The 25540-nt window shown below is 65.4% G+C and carries 19 protein-coding genes and 1 pseudogene; 9 read left to right on the top strand and 11 right to left on the bottom strand.

Translation table 11 applies throughout. The features are described 5' to 3' along the window. Nucleotides 1–144 precede the first annotated feature (144 nt). The 4 genes from QQL87_RS35385 to QQL87_RS35370 all read left to right on the top strand — a co-directional run bounded on the left by QQL87_RS35385 (nucleotide 145) and on the right by QQL87_RS35370 (nucleotide 5141). Nucleotides 145–1404 carry a Glu/Leu/Phe/Val family dehydrogenase gene (locus QQL87_RS35385; protein ID WP_284423720.1) on the top strand — a complete coding sequence of 420 codons (1260 nt, stop codon included), beginning with the start codon at nucleotides 145–147 and terminating at the stop codon, nucleotides 1402–1404. Continuing rightward, the gene (locus tag QQL87_RS35380) at nucleotides 1401–2249 is read left to right on the top strand and encodes a VOC family protein (RefSeq protein ID WP_284423719.1); all 849 of its coding nucleotides are present in this window, start codon (nucleotides 1401–1403) and stop codon (nucleotides 2247–2249) included. Before QQL87_RS35385 ends, QQL87_RS35380 begins: the two co-directional genes overlap by 4 nt. Before the next feature lie 561 nt (nucleotides 2250–2810). Next, nucleotides 2811–3764, top strand: a complete 954-nt coding sequence (locus QQL87_RS35375) for an NAD(P)H-binding protein (RefSeq protein WP_284423733.1) — start codon at nucleotides 2811–2813, stop codon at nucleotides 3762–3764. A 627-nt stretch (nucleotides 3765–4391) separates the two neighbouring features. Continuing rightward, nucleotides 4392–5141: a hypothetical protein gene (locus QQL87_RS35370; RefSeq protein WP_284423718.1), complete on the top strand. Its 750-nt coding sequence runs from the start codon at nucleotides 4392–4394 to the stop codon at nucleotides 5139–5141. A 181-nt stretch (nucleotides 5142–5322) separates the two neighbouring features. Here QQL87_RS35370 and QQL87_RS35365 read toward each other — a convergent pair whose 3' ends face one another. Beyond that, complete coding sequence (locus QQL87_RS35365; RefSeq protein WP_284423717.1) at nucleotides 5323–6561, bottom strand: cytochrome P450; 1239 nt, start codon at nucleotides 6559–6561, stop codon at nucleotides 5323–5325. Between the two features lie 271 nt (nucleotides 6562–6832). On the opposite strand from QQL87_RS35365, the gene QQL87_RS35360 reads away from it, so the two are divergent. The 3 genes from QQL87_RS35360 to QQL87_RS35350 all read left to right on the top strand — a co-directional run bounded on the left by QQL87_RS35360 (nucleotide 6833) and on the right by QQL87_RS35350 (nucleotide 11892). Beyond that, entirely contained in the window at nucleotides 6833–7519 is a 687-nt protein-coding gene (locus QQL87_RS35360) for a TetR/AcrR family transcriptional regulator (protein ID WP_284423716.1), read from the top strand. A gap of 1 nt (nucleotide 7520) precedes the next feature. After that, entirely contained in the window at nucleotides 7521–8711 is a 1191-nt protein-coding gene (locus tag QQL87_RS35355; RefSeq protein WP_284423715.1) for an efflux RND transporter periplasmic adaptor subunit, read from the top strand. Nucleotides 8712–8793: 82 nt separating this feature from the next. Continuing rightward, nucleotides 8794–11892 carry a MexW/MexI family multidrug efflux RND transporter permease subunit gene (locus QQL87_RS35350; protein WP_284423714.1) on the top strand — a complete coding sequence of 1033 codons (3099 nt, stop codon included), beginning with the start codon at nucleotides 8794–8796 and terminating at the stop codon, nucleotides 11890–11892. Nucleotides 11893–12154: 262 nt separating this feature from the next. On the opposite strand, the gene QQL87_RS35345 is transcribed toward QQL87_RS35350, so the two are convergent. From QQL87_RS35345 to QQL87_RS35300, 10 genes are all read right to left on the bottom strand, one after another. Next, on the bottom strand, nucleotides 12155–12985 hold the full coding sequence (locus QQL87_RS35345; protein ID WP_284423732.1) for an ABC transporter permease: 831 nt from the start codon (nucleotides 12983–12985) through the stop codon (nucleotides 12155–12157). Nucleotides 12986–13049: 64 nt separating this feature from the next. Continuing rightward, nucleotides 13050–13991 carry an ABC transporter permease gene (locus QQL87_RS35340; RefSeq protein ID WP_284423713.1) on the bottom strand — a complete coding sequence of 314 codons (942 nt, stop codon included), beginning with the start codon at nucleotides 13989–13991 and terminating at the stop codon, nucleotides 13050–13052. A 265-nt stretch (nucleotides 13992–14256) separates the two neighbouring features. Beyond that, nucleotides 14257–15729, bottom strand: coding sequence for an ABC transporter substrate-binding protein (locus QQL87_RS35335; protein ID WP_284423731.1), 1473 nt, complete (start codon nucleotides 15727–15729; stop codon nucleotides 14257–14259). A gap of 124 nt (nucleotides 15730–15853) precedes the next feature. Continuing rightward, nucleotides 15854–16561: a DUF1028 domain-containing protein gene (locus tag QQL87_RS35330; RefSeq protein WP_284423712.1), complete on the bottom strand. Its 708-nt coding sequence runs from the start codon at nucleotides 16559–16561 to the stop codon at nucleotides 15854–15856. A gap of 13 nt (nucleotides 16562–16574) precedes the next feature. After that, a complete protein-coding gene (locus tag QQL87_RS35325) occupies nucleotides 16575–18377 on the bottom strand; it encodes a gamma-glutamyltransferase family protein (RefSeq protein ID WP_284423711.1) in 1803 nt (600 codons plus the stop codon). Between the two features lie 140 nt (nucleotides 18378–18517). Next, nucleotides 18518–19513 (bottom strand): ABC transporter ATP-binding protein, encoded by a 996-nt coding sequence (locus QQL87_RS35320; protein WP_284423710.1) that lies wholly within the window; start codon nucleotides 19511–19513, stop codon nucleotides 18518–18520. Then, nucleotides 19510–20493 carry an ABC transporter ATP-binding protein gene (locus QQL87_RS35315; RefSeq protein ID WP_284423709.1) on the bottom strand — a complete coding sequence of 328 codons (984 nt, stop codon included), beginning with the start codon at nucleotides 20491–20493 and terminating at the stop codon, nucleotides 19510–19512. Before QQL87_RS35315 ends, QQL87_RS35320 begins: the two co-directional genes overlap by 4 nt. A 31-nt stretch (nucleotides 20494–20524) precedes the next feature. Next, entirely contained in the window at nucleotides 20525–21493 is a 969-nt protein-coding gene (locus QQL87_RS35310) for an ABC transporter permease (protein WP_284423708.1), read from the bottom strand. 2 nt (nucleotides 21494–21495) lie between these two features. Further along, the gene (locus QQL87_RS35305) at nucleotides 21496–22476 is read right to left on the bottom strand and encodes an ABC transporter permease (protein ID WP_284423707.1); all 981 of its coding nucleotides are present in this window, start codon (nucleotides 22474–22476) and stop codon (nucleotides 21496–21498) included. 109 nt (nucleotides 22477–22585) lie between these two features. Further along, nucleotides 22586–24184 carry an ABC transporter substrate-binding protein gene (locus QQL87_RS35300; RefSeq protein WP_284423706.1) on the bottom strand — a complete coding sequence of 533 codons (1599 nt, stop codon included), beginning with the start codon at nucleotides 24182–24184 and terminating at the stop codon, nucleotides 22586–22588. Between the two features lie 533 nt (nucleotides 24185–24717). On the opposite strand from QQL87_RS35300, the gene QQL87_RS35295 reads away from it, so the two are divergent. Next, nucleotides 24718–24978, top strand: a complete 261-nt coding sequence (locus tag QQL87_RS35295) for a DUF6489 family protein (RefSeq protein WP_284423705.1) — start codon at nucleotides 24718–24720, stop codon at nucleotides 24976–24978. 223 nt (nucleotides 24979–25201) lie between these two features. Beyond that, nucleotides 25202–25305 (top strand): annotated as a pseudogene (locus QQL87_RS35290) (alpha/beta fold hydrolase); the annotation flags it as partial. Between the last annotated feature and the right edge of the window lie 235 nt (nucleotides 25306–25540).

The following is a 25540-nucleotide window of genomic DNA, read 5'->3' as shown; positions in this document are numbered from 1 at the left end:
AGCAAGCGGTTAAGGCGGATCAACGCTGAAATTCTTCGTCAAATCGTCACCATGGTGGTCGAGATCGGCCGGGTGCCCCTGCCGCCGCCGCTTGGGTCGCGCTATGGTTGCCGGCCGGCGGGAGCACAGATTCGGGAGCGGGATATGAGTGTCTATGCGGGACCGGTCTTCGAGATGGCCGCGAACCAGTTCAACGTGATCGCCGACCACCTTGGCATCCCAGCCGATGAACGGGACCGGCTGCTGCTGCCCAAGCGGGCGATCACCGTCTCGTGTCCGATCCACCGGGATGACGGCACGATCGCGGTCTACGAGGGCTACCGGGTCCAGCATCTGCTGACGATGGGTCCGACCAAGGGCGGCACCCGATTCGCCCCGACCGTCGACATCGGCGAGGTCGCCGCGCTGGCGATCTGGATGAGCTGGAAGTGCGCGCTCGTGGGCCTGCCCTATGGCGGCGCCAAGGGCGGCGTGACCGTCGATCTGTCGACGCTGTCTCGGCGCGAGCTCGAATCGCTGTCCCGCCGCTACATGCAGGAGATGATCCCGTTCGTCGGCCCGCATACCGATGTCATGGCGCCCGACATGGGCACCAACGAGCAGGTGATGGCCTGGTTCATGGACACCTATTCCATGTATCAGGGCCAGACCGTGACCGAGATCGTCACCGGCAAGCCGGTGTTTTCCGGCGGCACGCTCGGCCGCCGCGAAGCCACTGGCCGCGGCGTTGCCCACACCTCGCGCCGGGTGATGGATGTGCTCGGCATCGATCCGGCCAAATCCACGGCCGTCGTGCAGGGCTTCGGCAATGTCGGCTCCTACGCCGCGCTCGGCTTCCACCAGATGGGCATGAAGGTGATTGCGGTCAGCGATCATACCGGCGCGCTCCACGATCCGCGCGGCCTCAACATCCCGGCCCTGATGGAGTACGCGAGCGCGCGCGGCAGCATTGCCGGCTTCTCCACCGAGCTCGCCTTCGATCCGAAGGAGATCCTGACGCTCGCCTGCGACATCCTGGTGCCCGCGGCGGTCGAGCGTGTGATCGACGCCAAGGTGGCCGCGAACCTGAAATGCCGGATCATCGCGGAAGCGGCCAACGGCCCGACGACGCCGGACGCCGATCTGGTGCTCGACCAGCGCCGCGACGAGATCTTTCTCATACCCGACATTCTCTGCAACTCCGGTGGCGTCGTCGTCAGCTATTTCGAATGGGTGCAGGACCTGCAGCAGCTGTTCTGGGAAGAAGAAGAGGTGATGCGGCGCGAGTACCAGATCCTCGACCGCGCCTTCGAGCGGATGGTGACGCGCGCCAAGGCCGACGGCATCTCGCACCGGACCGCGGCGATGGCGATCGGGGTCGAGAAGGTGCGCAACGCCAAGAACACGCGAGGGCTGTTTCCGTGATCACCGGCCTCGACCATATCGTCGTCCTGCTCGAGGACATCCAGGCCGGCAGCGCCGCGTTCGAGACGCTGCTGGCGCGCAAGCCGTCCTGGCAGAATTCGGGCGAGGGCGCCGATCGCGTGCTGTTCACGCTCGACAACATGACGCTGGAGCTGATGGCGCCGGCGGGACAAGGCCCCGCCGCCGACCGCATCCGCAACGTCATCAAGATCTGGGGCGAGGGCCTCGCCAGCCTGTGCTTTGCCACCCATGATATCGGCAAGATGCATCGCCGGCTGGAGCGCGTGGCGCTGAAGCCGGACCCGGTGACCGAGGTCGAGAATATCGATCGCGTCTCGGGGGCGACGCTGCACTGGAAGCGCACGCGGGCGATGACCGACCTCACGCGCGGCGTGCGCATGTTCTTCCTCGAGCTGCGCCAGCCGCGTCCGGCCTCCGCCAAGACCGCCGACTCGGCCGTGCTCGGCCTCGATCACGTCGTGGTCTCGACCGAGGACCCCGAGCGGGCCGCGGCGCTCTACGGCGCCCGGCTCGGCCTCGACATGGCGCTCGACCGCAGCCATCAGGAATGGGGCCAGCTGATGTTCTTCCGCTGCGGCGATCTGATCGTCGAGGTGGTGAAACGTCCCGTCGCAGGCAATGACAAGGCCAACGACAAGCTGTGGGGCCTGACCTGGCGCGTCGCCGACATCGAGGCCACGCGCGCCCGCCTGCTCGCCGCCGGCCTGCAGGTCTCCGAGCCGCGCGCCGGCCGCAAGCCGGGCACAAGGGTGATGAGCCTCTACAGCGGCACCTGCGGCATCCATACGCTGATCCTTGAACAGACGCCGCGCGCGGCGGAGTGAGGTGGTTCGATACGGCTGTTCGAGATCTTTCCTCTCCTGGTGGGAAGCGCCGCAGATGCGTTCAGGCGGTGGTCTCGCATCGGCTTGAGAGCCGAAAGGCCAGGGGCCTCGCCCTTCGAGACGCCCGCCTTTGGCGGGCTCCTCAGGGTGAGGGTCAAAGGCCGTTGGCTGGGACGGCAATGTCGGCAATTGAGGCGTCGTCAATCGAATTGAGTGCGCCCGAAATGAGTGCGCTAGGTCCTGTCGATGAGCACGCGGTCCATGGTCCAGGTGCAGCCCCGGTTTCAGAGCTGGCCCCTCTCCATGAACACGCCTCTTGGCGTGTTCGTGGTCCGGTGGGCAGTGCCCCGGCTTTTGCCCCTCATGGTGAGGAGCGCCGCAGGCGCGTCTCGAACCATGAGGCCCGGGACGGCGCGGCGGTCGCGTGGCCGACCAGATGTCCCGAGCATCGGAGGTCCGTGGGACGTGATATAGGTCGGGTCGTCTTTCAACGTTCCGTTCCCGCCGATGATGTCGCCATCCGATCATGCTGCTGCCGTGCTGCGTCCCTGCCGTGTCTTCATGCTCGGCGCGACCGGGACGATCGGCCGGGCCACCGTGCGTTCGCTGCTGGCGCGCGGTCACGAGGTGGTCTGCTTCATGCGTTCGCGCGCCGCGCCGGACGACAGCGCGTCGTTGCCCGCGGGCGTGACCGTCAGGACGGGTGACGTCACCGATCCCCTCTCGCTCGCGCGTGACGGTTTCCGCGGCGAGCGCTTCGACGCCGTCGTGTCCTGCATGGCGTCGCGGACCGGTGTCCCGCGCGATGCCCAGGCGATCGACTACCAGGCCCACGTCAACGTCTTGGACGGAGCACGCAACGCCGGTATCACGCAGTTCGTGCTGCTGTCGGCGATCTGCGTGCAGAAGCCGCTGCTGGCGTTCCAGCAGGCGAAGCTGGCATTCGAGGCGCGGCTGATCGAGCAGGGCGTGACCTATTCGATCGTCCGGCCCACCGCGTTCTTCAAGTCGCTGTCGGGCCAGGTCGCGCGGGTCCAGCAGGGCCGGCCTTATCTGGTGTTCGGCGACGGCCGGCTGACGGCGTGCAAGCCGATCAGCGACAACGACCTCGGCGACTATCTGGCCGGCTGCCTCGATGACGAGCGCCGCTGGAACCGGGTGCTGCCGATCGGCGGCCCTGGCCCGGCCATCACGCCGATCGAACAGGGCGAGCATCTGTTCGCGCTGCTCGGACGCAAGCCGAACATCCGGCGCGTCCCGGTGGCGCTGCTCGATGGCATCATCGCCGGGCTCAGCATCTCCGGGCGGATCGCGCCGTCGCTCGCCGACAAGGCCGAGCTCGCCCGCATCGGCCGCTACTACGCGACCGAATCCATGCTGGTGCTGAACCCCGCCACCGGTCGCTACGACGCCGACGCCACGCCGTCGACGGGCTCGGAGACGCTGTTCGACTACTACGCTCAGTTGATCCGCGGCGAGGCCGAGGCCGAGCGCGGCGATCACGCGGTCTTCTGAGCCCCTATATCTCCCCGTCATTGCGAGGAGCGCCAGCGACGAAGCAATCCAGAGTCGCGTGCGAGGCCCTGGATTGCGTCGCTTCGCTCGCAATGACGGGTGAGACTTGTGATCAAGCTCGCCGTAATGATGGTGAGACATGTGTTCGCTATCTCGCGGCGCGCTGTCGCGTCCGAGCTTTGCTGTTCTCCTGCCCTCTTTGGGAAGAGGGCACGGGGAATGCCGGGCGCTGGCCGCACCCATGGCCCGCCTGCGGAAAAAAATGCAGGCGGCAGGAACCACAGGTTCAGCCGAGAACACCCGGCATTCCCCGCGCGATGGTTTGACGGCTGCTTCGCGCTCTCCCCGGTGCGCCGGGCTTTCTGGCCACCGTTGCCCGCGCGGCGCGTGAGCGCCAGCACGGGCGTGACACCAGCTTCGGGGTGCCAGGACCACGCGACTTGACCGTGCGCATCACTGCTGTTCGTCCGCGCAAGGAGACCTCACGCGCAGCACCAACACGCCCACCGCATCCCGCCTCGACGTTCGTGACGACCGCGAAGCGCCCCTCTTGTGAGGCGGGACGGCGGGAGTAAATCATGAATTCTGATAAGACGAAAGAGAAGTATTTCGCGGGAACGGCTGGATGTGGGTATCCGTCTGAGCCCGCTGATGAAATCAGTTTTTCTGCGCGGGCGATTTCCGACGGGGACCTTTGTGAAGAGCTGGCCAATCGTGCATTCTGCGTCGACAGCAGCGCGAGTGAGCAGCCCGTTGATCGGTATGGTGAAGAGACGAGTCGAATTCGGTCGCGAAGGAGAGGTGATGCTCGAGCTCTGCTCAGATGATGTCTTGAAGAAGCTTCTGCACGGACAGAGCATCTCCGACCAATCGCCATGGTCCTCCAACGACGAGGGGGAGATCGTCGGCTTCTACAGGGCGATCTGTGAGGATCTGTGCCGTGAGTTTGTCCTCTCGTCGGAGATCGAGTGGGAGGACTATGGTTCGGGATACGCGTCCTACATCGATGCGTGGTTTTATCGGGATAACGACCGGTTCAAAGTTTCTTCCAGTCCGGAATGTCGCGGATATACGGGACTCTTCGTTCTATTCAGCCGGCTGTCGCCCTATTTCGTGGTCGGCGAAGGGACCAAATCATGGAACGTCAACGGCGGCGGGCGCAGCTACCTGCCGTCATTCGAACTGGTTGATGATTTCACTCATCAGCCAGTGGCTGATCTGTTTGGAGAATTGGAGCCGCGCCTTATCCAAAGGGGCCTTGTTCGGCTGCGGAAGGATGATCTCGGGCAGCTACTGCCAGAGGACAGTCGTGTGCCGACGATACTCTGTGATCCGCCGTATCGTGCATTCGACGCATTGTTTCACTGGGCAGATTGAGCAGTGAAGAGTTTGATGAAGCAGCGCGCACGCGAATGATGCGTGATGATTAGTTCATTGAACGGAAGCTACACCGCCCGTGTGGCCGCCCCTCACCCCGCCCCTCTCCCCGTGAAGAACGGGGAGAGGGAGCGCACCGACATCGCCGCGCCGACGTTCGTCTCTCTGTCGAGTTCGGGGGTCAATTGTTATAGCCAGGTCTGTCGTCAACCACACACGGCACGCTCGCAAACCCCCGAAACCTGACGCGTCCACCCCGCACCGGCTCCCCATCCAGCTGATAGTTCGGAAACCGCGCCAGAAACCGCGCGATCGCCACCGCGCCCTCCAGCCTGGCCAATGCCATCCCCGCGCATTGATGGGCGCCGGTGCCGAAGGCGAGGTGGCGGTTGGCGAGGCGGGTGATGTCGAAGCGTTCGGGGTCGTCGAACTGGGCGGGATCGCGGTTGGCGGCGCCGATGCACAGGGTGACCGAGGTGCCGGCCTCCAACCTCACGCCGCCGAGCTCGACCGGCTCGGTCGTCATGCGGTTGCCGAGCTGGTTCGAGCTCTCGTAGCGCAGGATCTCCTCGATGGCGGTGCGGATCAGGCCGGGTGCTTCGATCAGCTTCCGCCGCTCGGCCGGGTGCTCGCACAGCAGGACCAGGCCGTTGCCGATCAAATTGGTCGTGGTCTCGTGGCCGGCATTGAGCAGGAAGATGCAATTGTGCAGCAGCTCCTTTTCGCTCAGCCGCTCGCCATCGGCCTCACCCTGGATCAGCCGCGTCAGCACGTCGCGTTCGGGATGACCGGGGGCGGCGCGCCGGCGGGCGACGAGGCCTTCGAGATAGGCGAGGAATTCCGCAACGGCCCGATTGCCGCGGTCGAATTGCGCGGATGACAGCACCGGCTCCAGCGCGCCGAGGATCGCGAGCGACCAGTCGCGCAAGGGGGCGCGCTCGTCATGCGGCACGCCGAGCAGATTGCCGATCACCTCGATCGGAATGGCCGAGGCAAAATCCGCGATCAGGTCGAAGCGGCCCTTGGCCGCGATGCCGTCGAGCAGCCCATCGACCAGCGCGATGATCGCAGGCTCCATCTCGGCGATCGCGCGCGGCGACAGCGCGCCCATGATCAGGCGCCTGACACGCGTGTGCGCCGGCGGATCGTTGAAGACGAGGCTCGTGGTGTGGTGCTCGTACAGCAGCGAGGCGCCGTATTTCGGCGCGAACTCGCGCTTCTTGTCCGAGGAGAACGCCTTCGTCGCCTTGTAGGCGGTGACGAGATCGTCGTAGCGGGTGAGGACATACGCGCCGTTGCGCAGGCGCTTGACCGGCGCATGCCGGCGCAGCGCCCGATAGGTCGGGTAGGGGTCGGCGTAGAACTCCGGCGTCAGGCGCTCGAGATCGAAATCATGGGCGAGCGCGGCCTCGTCGGTCATCCCCTGGTCCTCCCGGTCGATTGTCGTTGGTTGCCGCGACCGTCGCACGGCCGGCCGCGGAAGGAAATGCGCTCGCCGGTGTCCGTCCGCGCCCTCACCACCCCAGCGTGCCGCAGATCCGCCTTGTTGTCGCGGTACAAACATGCCTTCGGCTGAGCCGATTTCTCTCCTGTGATTTCATGGACTTGCCTGCTGATTGCTGCTGCGTTGCGGCAGGTTTCTTGACATGGATCAAGTGAGTATTTACTCACAGGCGATGTCCACTTTGCGCATGACAAGCGATCTCCGTCGGCAGCTGATCCTTGGCGCAGCCAAGCGCTGCTTTGCGCGCCACGGCTATGCCGGCACGACGACGAAGAGCGTGGCCGCAGCGGCGGCGATCTCGGAGGCGCTGCTGTTCAAGCATTTCCCGTCGAAGGCGGCGCTCTATGCCGAGATCCTCGCCGAAGAATGCGAGGCCGATCCGGATTTCGAGCTGCTGCTGGGACAGGAACCTTCGACCGCGATGCTGGTCAAGCTGATGGCCGGAATGGTGCGCCATTTCCTCGGCATCGCCGACGGCCCCAATGACGAGGAGGAGCAGCGGCTGCGGCTGATGGCCACCAGCCATCTCGACGACGGCGAGTTCGCGCGGCTGCTCTATACCAAGATCGATGATCTGATCGGCGGCAAATTCGTTAACTCGCTTGAAAGCGCCGTTGCGGCTGGTGATGCGGTCCGCCTGGCGGCAGCCCCGCGAGATCTGTTCTGGTTCGCGCATCACACCGTATTGATGGCGGCCTTGACCCGGCTTCCGTCGACGCCCTGCGTGCCCTATGGAACCGCGGTTAGTCTGGAGCGGCAGCTCAGCGAGTTCATCCTGCGCGGCATCGGACTGACCGACGCTGCGATTGCCTACCATCTCGACCACGAATTGTCGCAACCTCCGGCCCGGCCGGCGACGGCAGAAAGTGCATGACATGAACATTGCGACGGAACCCAAGCTCTCTGGCAAGCCGATCGACGACAAGCCGCGCAAGCGTACCCGCCCGGTGCTGTGGTTCATCGTGGTCGGCCTGCTGCTCGCGGCGCTGGTCGGCGGCTTCGTGTGGTTCAACATGTTCCGCGACAAGATGATCGCGCAGTTCTTCGCCAACATGAAGCCGCCGCCGCTGAACGTCAGCATCGGGAGTGCGACCACCGAGACGGTGCCGAACCTGTTGACGGCGGTCGGCGATCTCGCCGCCGTGCACCAGGTCAACGTCACCTCGGACGCGTCAGGCCGCATCACCGAGATCATGTTCATGCCGGGCACGACGGTGAAGCAGGGTACGCCGCTGGTGCAGCTCTACGATGCGCCGGAGCAGGGCGACCTCGCCAACTTCAAGGCCCAGGTGACGGTGGCGCAGCTGTCGCTCGACCGCGCCAAGCAGCTGGCCTCGCGCCAGTTCGGCCCGCAGGCGACCGTCGATCAGGCCCAGGCCGCCTTTGATCAGGCGCAGGCCGGCGTCGCCAAGACCGAGGCGCTGATCGCGCAGAAGCTGGTGCGCGCGCCGTTCGACGGCGACCTCGGCGTCCGCAAGGTCGAGGTCGGCCAGTATCTGTCCGCCGGCACGCAGATCGTGTCGCTGACCGATCTCTCCGAGCTGTGGGTCAACTTCACCGTGACCGAGAAGGACAGTGGCCAGCTGAAGGTGGGGCAGACCGTGCGCGTCGGCGTCGATGCCTATCCGGGCAAGACGTTCGAGGGCAAGATCACCACCATCGAGCCGCAGATCGCGACCGATACGCGGAACATCCGCGTACAGGCGACGATCGCCAATCCCGAGCGCATCCTCAAGCCCGGCATGTTCGCAACCACCACCGTGGTGCTGCCGGACAAGCCGCCGGTGCTGACGGTGCCGGAGACGGCCGTCGACTACACGCTCTATGGCGACTCGGTGTTCCTGATCAACGAGAAGAAGACCGATGACGGCAAGACCACGCTGACGGCCGATCGCATCTATGTGCAGACCGGTGACCGGATCAATGGCCGCGCCGTGATCCTCAAGGGCCTCAAGGAAGGCGACCGCGTCGTCGCCGTCGGCCAGCTCAAGATCCAGTCCGGCGCTGCGGTCGCGATCTCGACCGATCCGCCGCCGCCGGTGCCGGCCAAGCCGCCACGCTACTGATCGACCATGAGCCAATGCCGGGCCGTCTCGTCGAGGCGGCCCGTTCGGACCTCACCTGACTTCTGCTGACGGGATTGCCGCGATGCGTTTCACCGATATCTTCATCAAGCGTCCGGTGCTGTCGGTCGTCGTCAGCCTGCTCATCCTGCTGCTCGGCCTGCGCGCCGCGTTCGAGCTGCCGATCCGGCAATATCCAAAACTGTCCAACACGGTCGTGAACGTCACGACCGTCTATCCCGGCGCCTCCGCCGACCTGATCCAGGGCTTCATCACGACGCCGCTGGAGCAGGCGGTCGCGTCCGCCGAGGGCGTCGACTACATCACCTCGTCCTCGGTGCAGGGCACCAGCACGATCCAGGTCTTCGTCAAGCTCAACTTCGATCCGAACCAGGCGCTCACCGAGGTGCTCGCCAAGGTCAACTCCGTCCGTTATCTGATCCCGAAGGAGTCCAACGACCCGATCGTCACCAAGACCACGGGCCAGACGACCTCGGTGATGTATCTCGGCTTCTCCAGCGAGGAGCTGTCGGGCTCGGCGATCTCGGACTATCTCACGCGCGTGGTGCAGCCGGTGCTGTCGACGGTCGACGGCGTCGCCGCCGCCAACATCCTGGGCGGCCAGACCTTCGCGATGCGGATCTGGCTCAACCCCGACAAGATGGCCGGCCGCAACGTGTCGCCGACCGACGTCGCGGCCGCCATCGCCGCCAACAATTTCCAGTCCGCCGCCGGACAGGCCAAGGGCTATTTCATCGTCTCCAACGTCACGACCAATACCGGCCTGACCGACGTCAACCAGTTCAAGCGGATGATCGTCAAGGCCAAGGACGGCGGCTTCGTCCGGATGGAGGACATCGCGACGATCGAGCTCGCGGCGCAGAGCACCGATGCCAGCGTCGCCTTCAACGGCGAGCGCGCCATCTTCATCGGCGTCGACGCGACGCCGCAGGGCAACCCGCTCAACATCGTCAAGGGCGTGCGCGCGCTGTTCCCCGATCTGCAGCGCAATCTGCCGCCGTCGATGAAGATGAAGGTGGCCTACGACTCCACCAAGTTCATCCAATCCTCGATCGACGAGGTCGAGCATACGCTCGGCGAGGCCGTCCTCATCGTCATTGTCGTGATCTTCCTGTTCCTGGCCTCGCTGCGCTCGGTCATCATCCCCGTGGTGACGATCCCGCTGTCCCTGATCGGCGTCTGCACGATGATGCTGGCGCTGGGCTTCAGCATCAATCTGCTGACCCTGCTGGCCATGGTGCTGGCGATCGGCCTCGTCGTCGACGACGCCATCGTGGTGGTCGAGAACATCCATCGCCATCTGGAGGAGGGCAAGGCGCCGGTCCAGGCCGCATTGCAGGGCGCGCGCGAGATCGTCGGTCCGGTCATCTCGATGACGATCACGCTCGCGGCGGTGTATGCGCCGATCGGCTTTCTCGGCGGCCTCACCGGCTCGCTGTTCCGCGAGTTCGCCTTCACCCTGGCCGGCTCCGTCGTCGTGTCGGGCGTCATCGCGCTGACACTGTCGCCGATGATGTGCTCGGTGCTGCTGAAGAGCGCCGACGAGGGACGCTTTGCGCGCCTCGTCAACCGCGTGTTCGGCGCGATGACCCGCTGGTATGGCCGCCAGCTCGACCGCTCGCTCGACTACCGGCCGGTGACGGCGCTGTTCGCGCTGACGATCCTCGGCCTCGTCGGCTTCCTCTACATGCACACCGCCAAGGAGCTGGCGCCGGAGGAGGATCAGGGCATCGTGTTCTCGGTGACCAAGGCGCCGAAATACGCCAATATCGACTACATCAACTTCTACACCGACAAGCTCGACAAGGCGTTCGCGAAGTTTCCCGAGACCGACCTGCGCTTCGTGCTGAACGGCATCAACGGCCCGCAGGGCGGCTTCGCCGGCATGCTGCTGAAGCCCTGGGACGAGCGCACGCGCTCCTCGATCAAGCTGAAGCCGCTGGTGCAGGCCGAGCTGTCGAAGATCGAGGGCATCAACGCCTTCGCCTTCAACCTGCCGGCGCTGCCGGGCGGCCCCGGCGGCCTGCCGGTGCAGATGGTGATCAGCTCCACCAACGGCTTCCAGGCGGTCTACGAGCAGATGGCCAAGCTGAAGGCGGCCGCGCGCAAGAGCGGCATGTTCATCGTCTCCGACAGCGACCTCGATTTCAACCAGCCGGTGGTGAAGGTCTGGATCAACCGCAGCAAGGCGAGCGATCTCGGCATCACCATGCAGTCGATCGGCAACACGCTGGCCGTGCTGCTCGGCGGCAACTACATCAACCGCTTCAACCTCGAGGGCCGCTCCTACCAGGTGATCCCGCAGGTGCCGCGCGACAAGCGGCTGTCGCCGGAAGCGCTGTCCGGCTACTATGTCGCGACCGCGGCCGGCCAGCAGGTGCCGCTGTCGACGGTCGTCAACATCGAGACCGCGACCGACCCGAACTCGCTGACGCATTTCAACCAGCTCAACTCGGCAACCTTCTCCGCCGTGCCGATGCCGGGCGTCACGGTCGGACAGGCGGTCGATTTCCTGGAAAAGGAAGCCAAGAACCTGCCGTCCGGCTTCAGCCACGATTATCTCGCCGACGCTCGCCAGTATGTGCAGGAGGGCAATCAGCTCGCCATCACCTTCGGCTTCGCGCTGATCATCATCTTCCTGGTGCTGGCGGCGCAGTTCGAGAGCCTCAGGGATCCCCTGGTCATCATGATCAGCGTGCCCATGGCGATCGTCGGCGCGCTGATCCCGCTGTTCTTCGGCCTCGCGACCATGAACATCTACACCCAGGTTGGCCTGCTGACCTTGGTCGGCCTGATCACCAAGCACGGCATCCTGATGGTGGAGTTCGCCAACGAGCTGCAGCTCAGCGAAGGGCTCGACCGCCGCCGGGCCATCGAGACCTCCGCGCGCATCCGCCTGCGGCCGATCCTGATGACGACGGCAGCGATGGTCACCGGCCTGATCCCGCTCTTGACCGCAACCGGCGCCGGCGCGGCCAGCCGCTTCTCGATCGGCCTCGTCGTCGTCGCCGGCATGTCGATCGGCACGCTGTTCACGCTGTTCGTGCTGCCCGCCGTCTACACCGTCATCGCCACCGACCACCAGGCCGCCGCCAAGTCCAAGCGGGCTCGGGAGATCGCCCAGTTCGACGCCGAGCCGGAGCCCGTGCTGAAGGCGTCGTGACGACCCGGGTGCTTTGAAGCGATCAACGGCGGCTGCCTAGGCAGCCGCCGTTTTGTTTCGGACTGTCTCACAATGCCCCCCGCTGTCGTCCCGACGAACGCCGGGACCCATAGCCACCGGCGGTCGTTGTTGCGCGAGACGGTCACTCCGCGCGTGCCTCAAACCCCGGCCTGTGGTTATGGGTCCCGGCTCGAGGCCGGGACGACAGCGGAGGATGACGCGCCGGCAGTGGTCCTGCGCCGGACCTCCGACGCGAAACGCCTCACTCCTCCTGCTGCGGGTCGAGCGCGTCGCGCAGGCCGTCGCCGAGCAGGTTGAACGACAGTACGACCAGGAAGATCGCAAGCCCCGGCCAGATCGCCATCCACGGCGCATGGGTGAGGAAGCGCTGGGCGGCGTTGAGCATGCTGCCCCAGGACGGCGCCGGCGGCTGCTGGCCCAATCCTAAGAACGACAGCGCGGCCTCGGCGATGATGGCGGCGGCGACTGACAGGGTCGCCTGCACCAGCAGCGCCGGCATGATGTTGGGCAGGATGTGCCTGACCGCAATCTGCAGGTCGGTGTCGCCGAGGCTGCGGGCGGCCTCGACATACTCCTCGACCTTGACGCTCATCACCTCGCCGCGGGTCAATCGGACGAAGATCGGCGTCGCCGAGACTCCGATCGCGATCATGGCGTTGCCGAGGCTCGGGCCCAGGAACGCGGCGAGCGCAATCGCCAGGATCAGGAACGGGCAGGCGAGCATCGCATCGGTGATGCGGCTGATCAGGGCATCGATGAAGCCGCCGCGATAGCCAGCGAGCATGCCGATGGGCACGCCGATCGACAGCGCGATGATGACCGAGATGGCGCCGGCCAGCAGCGAGGCGCGCGCGCCGTAGATCACGCGGGCCAGCACGTCGCGGCCGAGGTCATCGGTGCCGAACCAGTGCGCCGCCGACGGGGCCTTGCGGACCAGGGCCCAACTCGTCTTGATGGGATCGTAGGGCGCCACCAGCGGCGCTGATATGGCGAGCAGGACGAACGCCGTGATCAGGCCGAGCCCGACCATGGCCCCCCGGCGCTTGACGAGGCGGCGCAAGGTGCGCTGCATCGGCCGTTCGAGCGGGGCGAGGGCGCGGGTGCCGGGCGGAGCTGACAGGATCGTCTCGGCCATGTCAGCTCCTCAGACGGGGATTGACGAGGACATAAGCGAGATCGGCAACCAGATTGAGCATGATGTAGATGGTGGCGGTGACCAGCACGACGCCCTGCACCACCGCGTAGTCGCGGTTGAATACGGCATCGACGATCAGCTTGCCGAAGCCGGGAATGGAGAAGATCTGCTCGGTCAGCACCGCGCCGGACAACAGTGTGCCGAGCTCGAGTGCGCCCAGCGTGATGACCGGCGTCAGGGCATTGCGCAGCGCGTGGCCGAGGATGACCTGGCGCTCCGAGATGCCCTTGGCCCGCGCGGTGCGGATGTAGTCGCTGCTCAGCACCTGCAGCATCGCGCTGCGGGTGTGGCGCATCAGGATCGCGGCGATCGCGTTGCCGAGCACGAAGGCCGGCATGATGGTGGCGGCGAGGCTCGCGCGCCAGTCCTCGGCGAGCAAAACATAGCCCGAGGCAGGCAGCCAGCCGAGCTGGATCGAGAACACGAAGATCAGCATGATGCCGAGCCAGAAGTTCGGCGTCGAGATGCCCCACAGCGCGAACAGGTTGGCGGCATAGTCCCAGGCGGTGCCGCGCTTCACGGCGGAGACGATGCCGGCGGGAATGCCGATCAGGAACGCGATCACGATCGCCATCGAGGCGAGCTGCAGCGTCACCGGCAGCTTCTGCAGGATGAGGTCGCGCACCGGCATCTTGATGCGCAGCGACTCGCCGAAATCGCCCCTCAGTACGCCCGTGATCCAGTAGCCGTACTGAACGGGCAGCGGCTGATCGAGGCGATATTGTTTGCGGATCTGCTCGATCACGGCGGGATCACGCTCCTCGCCGGCCATCACGAGCGCGGGATCGCCGGGCAAGAGCTGCTGCAGCGAGAAAATGAGGATCGAGACGAAGATCAAGGTCGGGATGATCTGAGCGAGGCGGCGGGCGAGGAAGGTCAGCATGGTACGCTCAACTGCCTCCAGGTCGTCATGGCCGGGCTTGTCCCGGCCATCCACGTCGTTCTCAGCGTGCCGAACGACGTGGATGCCCGGGACGAGCCCGGGCATGACGGAGTAACTAATTGCCATGCTTGTTCGTCGCGACGGCTCTGCATCTTTTCATGCAAGCGAAATCGTCGTGCGTAGCACTCCTCTCCCCAGCTCTCCCGCACAAGGGGGGAGGGAGCGGAGTCAGCGCGGGGCGCGGGCACTGGCTTATGTGAGAGGCTCACTTCAGCTTCAGTCCGACGACGCGCAGCAGGCCGTCCGGCATCGGCTTGAAGCCTTCGAGCTTCGTGGTCTGCGCGAATAAATATTTGCGGTGATAGAGGTAGAGGATCGGCTCGTCGGCCTGCACCTCGCGCGCCAGCGTCTCGTAGATCGCCTTGCGCTTGGCCTGGTCGGTGACGAGCCGCGCGTCCTCCAGCGCCTTGTCGGCGGCGGCATTGCTCCAGGCGCTGTAGTTCAGCGCCGCGCCGGAATGCAGGTGGTTGAACGTGTTGCCGTCGGGATCGCTGCGGCCGCTCCATTCCAGCATATAGGCCTGGTATTCGCCGGCCTCGGCCTGCTTCAGCGACGTCGCGAATTCGGTGATGCGGATCTTCAGATCGAAGCCGGCCTCCGCCGCCATCGCCTGCAGCACCTGGGCCGCAGCCTCGCTCTCGCTCTCCTTCGGCACCATGAAGTCGACCGCGACCGGCGGCGTCACGCCGGCCTCCTTCAGCAGCGCCTTGGCCTTCTCGACGTCGCGGCCGCGGATCGGGAACGCGGCCTGGTAGTACGGATTGTCCGGATTGACCCACTGATTGCCCGGCTTGAACTCGCCGTTGAAGATCACCTGGTTGAGCGCTTCGCGGTCGATCGACAACTCCAGCGCCTGCCGAACCTTGGCCGACTGGCTCAGCGGGCCCTTGGTCTTGTCCTTGCCGATGTTGAGCGTGATGCTGCGATAGCCGAGGCTGGTCGCGGTCGCAAGCTTCAGCCGCTTGTCGCCGGTGACATCCTTGATGTCGGTGGCGAGCAGCCGCTCGATCATGTCGAGGCTGCCGGACTTGAGGTTTGCCAGCCGCACCGTGGCGTCGACGATCGGCTGATAGACGATTTTGTCGATGAAGACGTTATCCTTGTTCCAATAGTCCGCGAACTTCTCGAACACGATCTTGTCCTGCTGGACGCGCTCGACGAATTTGTAGGGACCGGCGCAGACCGGGCGCAGGCCGAACTTGTCGCCGGCCTCCTTGGCCGCCTTCGGCGACACCATCATGCCGGCACGGTCGGTGAGCTGGGCGAGCAGCGGCGAGAACGGCGTCTTCAGCACCAGCTTGATGGTCAGGGGATCGACCACGTCGACATGATCGAGCGAGGCGATCTCCGGCTTGCGGAACGAGCCGGGTGTGGTGAGATGGCGGTCGAGCGAGAACTTCGCGGCCTCTGCGTCGAACGGCTCGCCGTCATGAAACTTCACGCCGGGCCGCAGCTTGATCGTGACCTCCTTGCCGTCGGCGGAGGTCTCGTGCGACAGCGCGAGCTGCGGCACGATGTTGAGCTTGTCGTCGATGTCGAACAGCTTGTCGCAGACCGCGGCGAACACGATGCGGCCGACATAGGTCCGCGCCATGGTCGGATCGAGGATGTCGGCATCCTCGGCGAGCCCGATGCGCAATGTGGTCTGCGCCTGCGCGGTTGGCCCGACACCGGCCATGACAACGGCCGCGAGCGCGGCCAAGCACCAGTTTCTCGTCATCAGATGTCCCCTACGCGCGAATGCAGCTTGTGGTGTTGCCCTGTTCATACCAACCCCGATGACATCAAGTCCTTCCGGCCGGTCATGTCTGGTTCTTGAGCGCAGCGGCGATGCCGGCGTCGATGGTCGCGCGATCGGTGATCCCGGTCGGATTGTCGCGCGTCGGCATGAACTGCCGGAACACGGCCCAATGCTTGCGGCTGACGTTTTCCAGGCGTTCGAGCTCGGCGAGCGGATCGGGGTGATCATCGACGCGCAGATCGAGATCCGACCATTCCTCCTGGCCGCGGATGAGCAGGGCGGCTGATTGCTTGCCGCGCTTGTCGCCGCCTGCGGCCTCGCCGGCCTTCATCGCCGCGATCAGGCGCTGCGCGAAGGGCAGCCGGCCGCTGGCCAGATAGGCCTTGGCGGTCTCGTCCAGCACCTGCGGGCCGGCCAGCATGTTGCCGGCGATCGAGAAGCCGTCGCCCTGGAGATGGCCGCACCAGTCGATGCAGTCGCGGCCGGTATGCGCCGCGATCTGGCCGTTGCGATCGAGGATGTGGAGCTGGCGGCTCTCGCGGCCGGGATCGGCGGCCGTGAGCAGCTCCACAATCTCCAGGGGATGCCGGCCATCGCGCAGCAGCGTCGCGCCGTCGATGCCATAATAGGGATTGACCAGCGCCTGGGTCGCGATGCCGCCGCGCCCTGCGACGATGAACGGCACGCGGGCGCCCACCGCGAAGAAGCGTGTCGCGACGGCGATGCCGATCCGGCCGCTGTCGTCCTTGGCAATGATCGACCAGGTCATCGGCGTCTCGCTGTCATCGTCCGGCGGCGTAGCCCTGCATGCCCCGTGGATTGGCTGCGGCCCTGCGGCGGCCGCCGACACGCGAGGCCGCGGTGAGACGGCCCTCCGACCAGTCCGGCCCGACCTCGACGACGTGGCCGCGGCGGCGCAGCTCCTCGATGGTTGCTTGGGGCACGCGGTTCTCGACCACGAGGACGCCGGGACGCGCGGTGCGCGGCCAGAACGAGATCGGGAAATGCTCGGAGTGCCAGGCCGGGGCGTCGATCGATTCCTGCAGGTTCATGCCGGCATGGACGTGGCGCAGGAAGAACTGCGTGTTCCACTGGTCTTGCTGGTCGCCGCCGGGCGAGCCCCAGGCCGCATAGGGTTCGCCGTCGCGCAGCGCCATGGTCGGTGACAGCGTCGTGCGCGGCCGCTTGCCGGGCACCAGCGCCGCGGGGTGATCCTCTTCGAGCCAGAACATCTGCGCGCGCGTGCCCAGGCAGAAGCCGAGCTCAGGGATGACGGGAGAAGATTGTAGCCAGCCGCCGGAGGGCGTCGCCGAGATCATGTTGCCGTCGCGGTCGATGATGTCGAAATGCACGGTGTCGCCGCGCACCTCGCCGAAGCGCCCGACGGTGGGCTCGCCCGAGCCCATCGCGCCGACCGCCTCGCGGTTTCCATCCGCCCGGCGCAGCTCGACCTTGGCGCCGAAGCCGTCGATCGATCCGGGCCGCAGCTCGAGCGAGGCCTTCTCCGAGATCAGCTTGCGCCGCTCGTCATTGTAGGCGTCGGACAGCAGCGTCTGGATCGGGATGTCGGCGAACGCGGGATCGCCGTAGAACGCCTCGCGATCGGCAAAGGCGAGCTTGGCGGCTTCGATCTGCCAGTGGATGAAATCGGGGCCGGTCGGATCGAGCCCGTCGAGCGCAAAACCTTTCAGCAGCGCGAGTTGCTGCAGCAGCACCGGCCCCTGGCTCCAGACGCCGGCCTTGCACACGGTGTAGCGGCCGTAGTCATAAGTGAGCGGCGCCTCGATGGTCGGCTGCCAGCGCGCCATGTCGTCGGCCGTGAGCACGCCCTTGTGGCGCGATCTGGAGACGTCCATCACCTCCTGGGTCCGGCAGAAGCGGTCGATCGCCTCGGCGACGAAGCCCTGCGACCACGCCTTGCGGGCGCGCTCGATCTGCGCGTCGCGATCCCCGCCCGCGCTCTCGCCTTCTCTCAGGATGCGGGCATAGGTCTCTGCCAGCTTTGGATTGGTGAACAGCGTGCCGGGCCGCGGCACCTCGCCATTCGGCAGATAGAGCGCGGCCGAGGTCGGCCAATGCGTCTTGAACAGCTGCTCGACGGTCTGGATCGTGGCCGAGACGCGCTCGACCAGCGGATAGCCGTCGCGCGCATAAGCGATCGCCGGCTCCAGCACGTCGCGCAGCCGCATCGTGCCGTAGTCGCGCAGCAGCAGCGTCCAGGAGTCGAAGGTGCCGGGCACGCAGGCGGCGAGCAGGCCGGTGCCGGGCACCATGTCCAGGCCCTCGCGCTTGTAGTGCGCGATGGTGGCGCCCGATGGCGCCGGACCCTGGCCGCAGATCACCTCGGTGCGGCCGCGTTTGACGTCGTGTACGATGATCGGAACGTCGCCGCCGGGGCCGTTCAGATGCGGTTCGACGACCTGCAAGGTGAAGGCCGCCGCGACGCCGGCATCGAAGGCGTTGCCGCCACGCTCTAGCATCGCCATGCCGACGGCGGTCGCGATCCAGTGTGTGGACGTGACGACACCGAAGGTGCCGTCGATCTCGGGGCGGGTGGTGAAGGGATCGGGGTTGACGAAGCTCATGGTGCCCTTTGGCCTATCCTAGTCACTCGCCGTCATTGCGAGCGATAGCGAAGCAATCCAGGGTTCCGACGGGACTCTGGATTGCTTCGTCGCTTCGCTCCTCGCAATGACGACTTCATTCAGATTTCGCTTCACGCCGCTCATGCGGAAACGGCCATATCAGCGGGCTGGTTCACCGCGTGACAGGCGACGCCGCCGATGAGTTCGGGCGCCTTTTGCCGGCACAGATCGAACGCTAGCGGGCAGCGCGGGTTGAAGGTGCAGCCATCTGGCGGATTGATCGGATTCGGGATCTCGCCCTTGACCGGAATGCGCTGGCGGCCGGACATCGACAGGTCCGGCACCGCGCCGAGCAGCATTTTGGTGTAGGGCATGCGCGGATCGCTGAACAGCGTGCGGCCGTCGGCGATCTCGACGATGCGGCCGAGATACATCACGCCGATGCGGCTCGCCATGTGGCGGACGACCGCAAGGTTGTGGCTGATGAACAGATAGGTCAGCCCGAACTTGTCCTGCAAATCGCGCATCAGATTGAGGATCTGTGCCTGCACGGAGACGTCGAGCGCCGAGGTCGGCTCGTCGCAGACGATGAACTCGGCCTCGGAGGCAAGCGCGCGCGCGATCGCGATGCGCTGGCGCTGGCCGCCGGAGAATTCGTGCGGAAACTTCTGCCCGTCGTCCGGGTGCAGGCCGACCAAGGTCAGCAACTCACCGACGCGGTCCTTGATCTGGCGCTCGCCCTCGATGACGTTGAAGGCGCGGATCGGCTCGGCGATGATGGTATCGACGCGGAAGCGCGGATTGAGACTCGCGTAGGGATCCTGGAACACCATCTGGATGCGGCGTCGCAGCGTTCGCCGCACCTGGGCCTGGCGCGCATCGCTCATCGACACGCCGTCGATGATCACTTCGCCCGACGTCGGCGGCAGCAGTCCGACCACCATCCGCGCGACCGTGGTCTTGCCCGAGCCGGATTCGCCGACCAGCGCAAACGTCTCGCCCTTCCGGATGCCGAAGCTGACGCCATCGACGGCTTTGAGGAACTCCTGCGGCTGACGCTCGATGACGCGGTTGAGCCAGGGCTTCGAGACGTCGAACACCCGGCGTAGGTTCCTGACCTCGACGAAATCGCTCATGCCGCGGTCTCCGTCGCGTGATCATAGAGATGACAGGCGACTGCCTGCGTGCCCTGCCGCAATGGTTCGGGCCGGTCGATGCGGCAGCGGTCGAAGGCGACGCTGCAGCGCGGATTGAACGAGCAGCCCTGTGGGATTGCCGACAGCCGCGGCATCGAGCCTGGAATCTGCACTAGGCGCTTCTCCTCGCCGGCCAAGGTCGGGATCGCGCCCATCAGGCCCTTGGCGTAGGGATGCAGCGGGTTCTTGATGACCTCCTGCACCGGACCGATCTCGGCGACGCGGCCGGCATACATCACGGCGACGCGGTCGCAGGTCTCGGCGATCACGCCCATGTCGTGGGTCACCAGCATCACGGCGGTGCCATGGTCGCGGCCGAGCCGCTTGATCAGCGAGATGATCTGCGCCTGCACCGAGACGTCGAGCGCGGTGGTCGGCTCGTCGGCGATGATCAGCTCCGGCTCGGCGCACAGCGCGAGCGCGATCACGACGCGCTGGCGCATGCCGCCGGAGAATTCGTGCGGGTAGCCGTCGATGCGCTTCTCGGGCGCGGAGATGCCGACCTCGGCGAGCAGGTCGATCGCGCGCTTGCGCGCTTGCTGCTCGGTCAGGTTGGTGTGGGTCCGGATCGTCTCGATGATCTGGTCGCCGACGCGATACAGCGGATTGAGCGAGGTCAGCGGATCCTGGAAGATCATGCCGATCCGCTTGCCGCGGACCTTGCGCATCTCCTCCGGCGGCAGGTTGTCGATGCGCAGGCCGGAGATGTGAATCTCGCCGCCGGAAATACGGCCGGGAGGGTCGATCAGGCCGATCACCGCGAGGCCGGTGACCGATTTGCCGGCGCCGGATTCGCCGACGACGCCCAGCACCTCGCCCTTGGCGATGTCGAACGAGACGCCGTCGATCGCGCGCAGCAGCCCGCGCCGGGTCGCGAACTCGACCTGAAGATTGCGCACGGACAGAACGGGGGCGGTCATGAGGTCAGGCCTTCGCAACGCATGAACGGGATCATCGCAGTTTCGGGTTGAGGGCGTCGCGCAGCCAGTCGCCGAGCAGGTTGATGGCGAGGATCAGCCCGGCCAGCGCAATGCCCGGGAAAGCGACGATCCACCATTCGCCGGCGAACAGATAGTTGTTGCCGATCCGGATCAGGGTCCCGAGCGAGGGCATCGTCTCCGGCATGCCGGAGCCGAGGAACGACAAGGTCGCCTCGGTGATGATCGCGAGCGCGAGATTGATGGTCGCGATCACCAGCACCGGTCCGGTGGTGTTGGGTAGCACGTGGCGCAGCATGATGACGGGAGCGGGCAGGCCGATCAGCTGGGCTGCGGCGACGTAATCCTTGTTCTTCTCGACCATGACCGAGCTGCGCACCGTGCGCGCATACTGCACCCAGAAGGACAGGCCGATGGCGAGCACCAGGACGACCAGCATGCTCAGCCAGTCCAGATGATTGCCGGACACCGATTTCGCGACGCCATTGACGAGCAGGGCGATCAGGATCGGCGGGAAGGTGAGCTGCACGTCCGCGATGCGCATGATCACGGTGTCGACGCGGCCGCCGAAATAGCCGGCGATCAGGCCGAGCGTGATGCCGAGCGCGCCGGAGAACGCGACGCCGAGGATGCCGACGACGAGCGAGACCCGCAGGCCGTAGAGGATGGCGGAGAGCACGTCGCGGCCCTGCTCGTCGGTGCCGAGCAGGAACGGGCTCTGTCCATCGGCGGTCCACAGCGGCGCAATCCGCGAGTTCAAGAGCTGGAGCTGGGCGGGATCGAACGGATTCTGCGGCGACAGCAGCGGTGCGAAGATCGCGAGCAGGAAGAACAGCAGCGTGATCACGGCCGCAACCACCGTCAGCTTCGAGCGGCGGAAGGAATAGAACAGGTCGCTGGCGAGCGCGCGCTTCAGCCAGCCATTGGCGGCCGCGCGGGGCGCATCGACGGGAGCGGGGTGGGGGAGGGCGGCATCGCTCATGATCAGGCCGCCCGGCTGATGGTCGCGCGCAGGCGCGGATCGACCACGGTGTAGAGGATATCAACCACGAGATTGATGGTGACGAAGATCAGAGACACCATGATGAGATAGGCCGCCATGATCGGGATATCGACGTTCTGCACGGCCTGCACGAACAACAGGCCCATGCCCGGCCATTGGAACACCTGCTCGGTGATGATCGAGAACGCGATGACAGAGCCGAACTGCAGGCCGACCACGGTGATGACCGGAATCAGCGTGTTGCGCAGCGCATGGCCGAAATGGATGGCGCGGGTCGTTAGTCCACGGGCACGGGCGAAGCGGATGTAGTCGGTGCGCAGCACCTCCAGCATCTCGGCGCGAACGAGCCGCATGATCAGGGTCATCTGGAACAGGCCGAGCGTGATCGAGGGCATGATCAGCGCCTTCCAGCCGGACACGGTGAACAGTCCTGACGTCCACCAGCCGAGCCTGACCGTGTCGCCGCGGCCGAACGACGGCAGCCAGCCCAGGGTGACGGAGAACAGATAGATCAGCAGGATGCCGATCAGAAAGGTGGGCAGCGAGATGCCGATCAGCGACACCATCTGGAACAGCTTCGCCATCACCGAGTCGCGGCGCAAGGCAGAGAACACGCCCATTAGGATGCCGAAGAACAGCGACAGGATCGTCGCGCAGATCGCGAGTTCCAGGGTCGCCGGCATGCGCTCCTTCAGGAGATCGGAGACCGGCTGCCGGAACTGATAGGACACGCCGAACTTGAATTGCGCCGCGTCGAACAGATAGCGGCCGAACTGGACGATGAAGGGATCGTCGAGGCCCAGCGATTGCCGGATGCTGGCGCGTTCCGCGGCCGAGGCATCGATGGCGACCAGCTGATTCACCGGATCGCCGGCGAAGCGGAACATCGCGAACGAGATGATGCCCACGGCGATCATGACGCCGATGGCCTGGATCGCTCGACGAAGCGTGAAGGCGAGCATCTTGTCCTTTCAGGTCCTTCGAGATGCGAGGGCGCGTAGCACCTGTCACATCAAATGAAAAGTCCCGAAAAGCAGTTCTGCTTTCCGGGACTCTTGGTCGTTGTGCCGACTACTCGGTCTTGGTGGCGAGGAACAGCAGCACGGCGTTGTCGGCGCGCAGCGGGATCTTCACCTTTTTTGACACGCCCCAGGCCACGGCCTGCTGGTGCAGCGGGATGTAGCCGTAGTCCTTGATGCCGATCTCGAAGGCCTGCTTGATCAGCTGATCGCGCTTGGCGGTATCGGTCTCGACCAGGACCTTGTCGGTCAGGGCGTCGAACTCCTTGTTGCAGTAGTTGCCGAGATTGGCTTCGCCCCGGGTGACGTCCTTGGCGTCGTCACGGCAGCCCATGATGTCGTGCATCACGTTGTGGGCGTCCATCGAGGACGGGGTCCAGCCGAGCAGGAAGAACGACGTGTTGTAGCCGCCGGGCTTCAGCACCTTGGCGAAGTACTGCGCCTTGGGCTGCGCATTCAGGTTCACCTTGACGCCGATGCGCGCCAGCATGCCGACGACGGCCTGGCAGATCGCGGCGTCGTTGACGTAGCGATCGTTCGGGCAGTCCATCGCGACCTCGAAGCCGTCGGGATAGCCCGCCTCGGTCAGGAGCTTCTTGGCGGCGTCGGGGTCATACTTCGGCCGGGTGAAGTCCTTCGACAGCGCATAGAGCTGCGGCGCGATCATCAGCGCCGACGGCGTCGACAGGCCGCGCATGACGCGGGTCTTGATCAGCTCGATGTCGATCGCCTTGTAGAACGCTTCGCGGACGCGGATGTCCTTGAACGGGTTCTTGCCCTTCACGTTCGAGTACAGCAGCTCGTCGCGCGTCTCGTCCATGCCGAGGAAGATCGTGCGCAGCTCGGGTCCCTTCAGGACCTGGGCGTTCGGGCTGGAATCGACGCGGCCGATGTCCTGCACCGGCACCGGCTCGATGATGTCGACCTCGCCGGACAGCAGGGCCGCGACGCGCGTGGCGTCGGACGAGATGGTGGTGAACACGATCTCCTTGAGATTGTGCTCGGGCTTGCCCCACCAGTTCGGGTTCACCTTGAACACCGTCTTCACACCGGGCTGATGGCTCTCGATGATGAAGGGGCCGGTGCCATTCTCATGCAGTGCGGCGTAGCTCGGCGTGGTTGCCGAGACCGGCGTCGGCGCGATCGAGTTGTTGTCCTCGCACCACTTCTTGCTCATGATGTACCACGTATCCCATTGCGAGATCAGGATGGGATTGGGCGCATCGAGCTTCACGTCGACGGTGTAGTCGTCGACCTTGACGAACTTCGCATCGGGCGGAACGTTGGACAGGAAGTTGGAGCCGGTGGCGCGAACGCGGTCGGCTGAGAAGATCACGTCGTCGGCGGTGAAGGGTTCACCATTGTGGAACTTGACGCCCTTGCGCAGATGAAAGCGCCAGCGGGTCGGCTCGGGCGTTTCCCAGCTCTCGGCCAGCGCCGGAATGATCTTCAGGTCCTTGTCGCGCGCGGTCAGGCCTTCGTAGACATGGGCGTGGTGCGCAATCGTGGTCGATTCCTTGAAGGTGTAGGGATCGAGCGACTTCAGCGTCCCCTGGTTGGCATAGCGCAGGGTCTGGGCCGAGGCCGGCAGCGCTGCGAGGCTGACGAATGCGATCGCCGCCGCGATGAGCAGGGATTTGCGTCCCGACATATGTTCAAATTCTCCGCGTTTGACGCTTGTTTTCTCGGCAGGCGCGATTCTGTCCGGCCTGCCTTGCTTCGAAGTTCGTGATGTCTGCGGCGCCTCTTGCACGAACTTCAAGAAGCAACAAGACGCCGGGCGATGTGCTTGCAAGTCTGATGCCGCGCCGGAATGAACTGATCCCGAGGCTGATCCCAAGGCTGCTCCCAAGGCTGCGGCCTGGCGGACCCGCGGCACGTCGATTGCGTTATGTTGCCAGAGTTCAGCGGCGGCACACAAGGACAGTTTGTTTAAGCCTAAACGAGATGGTTATCCGCGCCGCCCCGATGTGCAGCGCACGCGGCGGTTTCCATGCCGGGCGGGTGCCCGCGGGATCAGGATTGACCATGTCACGGGAATTGCGCACCTGCAGCAACGCGCCGCTTGCTAGAGGGCGCCCCTGGTGGTGATACTGTACGTCCTCCACGTCGAGTCCGGGTGTCTCCTGGTAACGGGGCCCGGCAGGCGAGGTGCGGAGATGGTTCGAACAGCGCGGAGCGGACATGAAAGTCAATATCGAGATCGATTGCACACCGCTCGAGGCGCGGCAGTTCATCGGACTTCCCGACCTTGCTCCGATGCAGGCCGCCGTGATGGACAGGCTGCAGCACCAGATGACGAGTAACATCGACAAGCTGACCCCTGAAGCGATCATGCAGAGCTGGTTCACCTTCGATCCGCGGCTGGCCGAGCGTTTCCAGGATATGATGCTGACCATGACCGGGCTCGGCGGCAGTCGCTCGAACGACAAGAAGTCGGCCTGACGGCCGGCTGCGGCCGACGCGGATTTCGTTTTGCGGAACTCTGAAGAGAGGCGACGCGCCTTCACCTCGCGGCATGGCGCGTGCACCATGCCGGAGCCATCGACCGACCAGCAAAGGCCAGCTCAGCAGCTCAAGCGGAGCGCATGAACGATCCAGCCTGGATGCCGTCGTTGCAGTTTGCAACGACCAACGGAATCCGCATGGGCTACTACGAAGCCGGCTCCTGGAAACGTATCTCGTCCGCGACAGCGGCCATTGGACGCAGCAGGAACAGCCGGAGGAGGTCAGCGCCAAGCTGATCGAATGGCGCGACGACGGCGGTTCGGTGGAAGGACGGTGAGGCAGATCGTACGCCTCAGCGAGGAGCAACGGCCGAGCCAAACAACAGCTGTCATCCCGGACAAGCCTGCCGACGCGTAGCGCCGGCTGGCGCAGATCCGGGATCCATAACCTCCGCATTCAATGAGGCGCGTGGAACGCGCCGCCTGCCCATTTCGGACATCACGCGGTATGGGTCCCGGCGTTCGCCCATAGGCGCTAAAATAGACTTGCGGCGAAGAAT

The organism is Bradyrhizobium sp. SSBR45G, from assembly GCF_030159255.1.
GTDB lineage: Bacteria > Pseudomonadota > Alphaproteobacteria > Rhizobiales > Xanthobacteraceae > Bradyrhizobium.
Note: the sequence above shows the minus strand (reverse complement) of the source record. Positions and strands in the feature narration are given on the sequence as shown.

Excerpts from the sequence above, each read along its gene's own strand:
- QQL87_RS35295 (WP_284423705.1), top strand. The coding sequence starts at position 24,718 with ATGAAAGTCAATATCGAGATCGATTGCACACCGCTCGAGGCGCGGCAG.
- QQL87_RS35360 (WP_284423716.1), top strand. The coding sequence starts at position 6,833 with ATGACAAGCGATCTCCGTCGGCAGCTGATCCTTGGCGCAGCCAAGCGC.
- QQL87_RS35345 (WP_284423732.1), bottom strand. The coding sequence starts at position 12,985 with ATGCAGCGCACCTTGCGCCGCCTCGTCAAGCGCCGGGGGGCCATGGTC.
- QQL87_RS35375 (WP_284423733.1), top strand. The coding sequence starts at position 2,811 with ATGCTCGGCGCGACCGGGACGATCGGCCGGGCCACCGTGCGTTCGCTG.
- QQL87_RS35340 (WP_284423713.1), bottom strand. The coding sequence starts at position 13,991 with ATGCTGACCTTCCTCGCCCGCCGCCTCGCTCAGATCATCCCGACCTTG.
- QQL87_RS35320 (WP_284423710.1), bottom strand. The coding sequence starts at position 19,513 with ATGAGCGATTTCGTCGAGGTCAGGAACCTACGCCGGGTGTTCGACGTC.
- QQL87_RS35355 (WP_284423715.1), top strand. The coding sequence starts at position 7,521 with ATGAACATTGCGACGGAACCCAAGCTCTCTGGCAAGCCGATCGACGAC.
- QQL87_RS35305 (WP_284423707.1), bottom strand. The coding sequence starts at position 22,476 with ATGCTCGCCTTCACGCTTCGTCGAGCGATCCAGGCCATCGGCGTCATG.
- QQL87_RS35300 (WP_284423706.1), bottom strand. The coding sequence starts at position 24,184 with ATGTCGGGACGCAAATCCCTGCTCATCGCGGCGGCGATCGCATTCGTC.
- QQL87_RS35325 (WP_284423711.1), bottom strand. The coding sequence starts at position 18,377 with ATGAGCTTCGTCAACCCCGATCCCTTCACCACCCGCCCCGAGATCGAC.
- QQL87_RS35385 (WP_284423720.1), top strand. The coding sequence starts at position 145 with ATGAGTGTCTATGCGGGACCGGTCTTCGAGATGGCCGCGAACCAGTTC.
- QQL87_RS35315 (WP_284423709.1), bottom strand. The coding sequence starts at position 20,493 with ATGACCGCCCCCGTTCTGTCCGTGCGCAATCTTCAGGTCGAGTTCGCG.
- QQL87_RS35330 (WP_284423712.1), bottom strand. The coding sequence starts at position 16,561 with ATGACCTGGTCGATCATTGCCAAGGACGACAGCGGCCGGATCGGCATC.
- QQL87_RS35350 (WP_284423714.1), top strand. The coding sequence starts at position 8,794 with ATGCGTTTCACCGATATCTTCATCAAGCGTCCGGTGCTGTCGGTCGTC.
- QQL87_RS35365 (WP_284423717.1), bottom strand. The coding sequence starts at position 6,561 with ATGACCGACGAGGCCGCGCTCGCCCATGATTTCGATCTCGAGCGCCTG.
- QQL87_RS35310 (WP_284423708.1), bottom strand. The coding sequence starts at position 21,493 with ATGAGCGATGCCGCCCTCCCCCACCCCGCTCCCGTCGATGCGCCCCGC.
- QQL87_RS35335 (WP_284423731.1), bottom strand. The coding sequence starts at position 15,729 with ATGGCCGGTGTCGGGCCAACCGCGCAGGCGCAGACCACATTGCGCATC.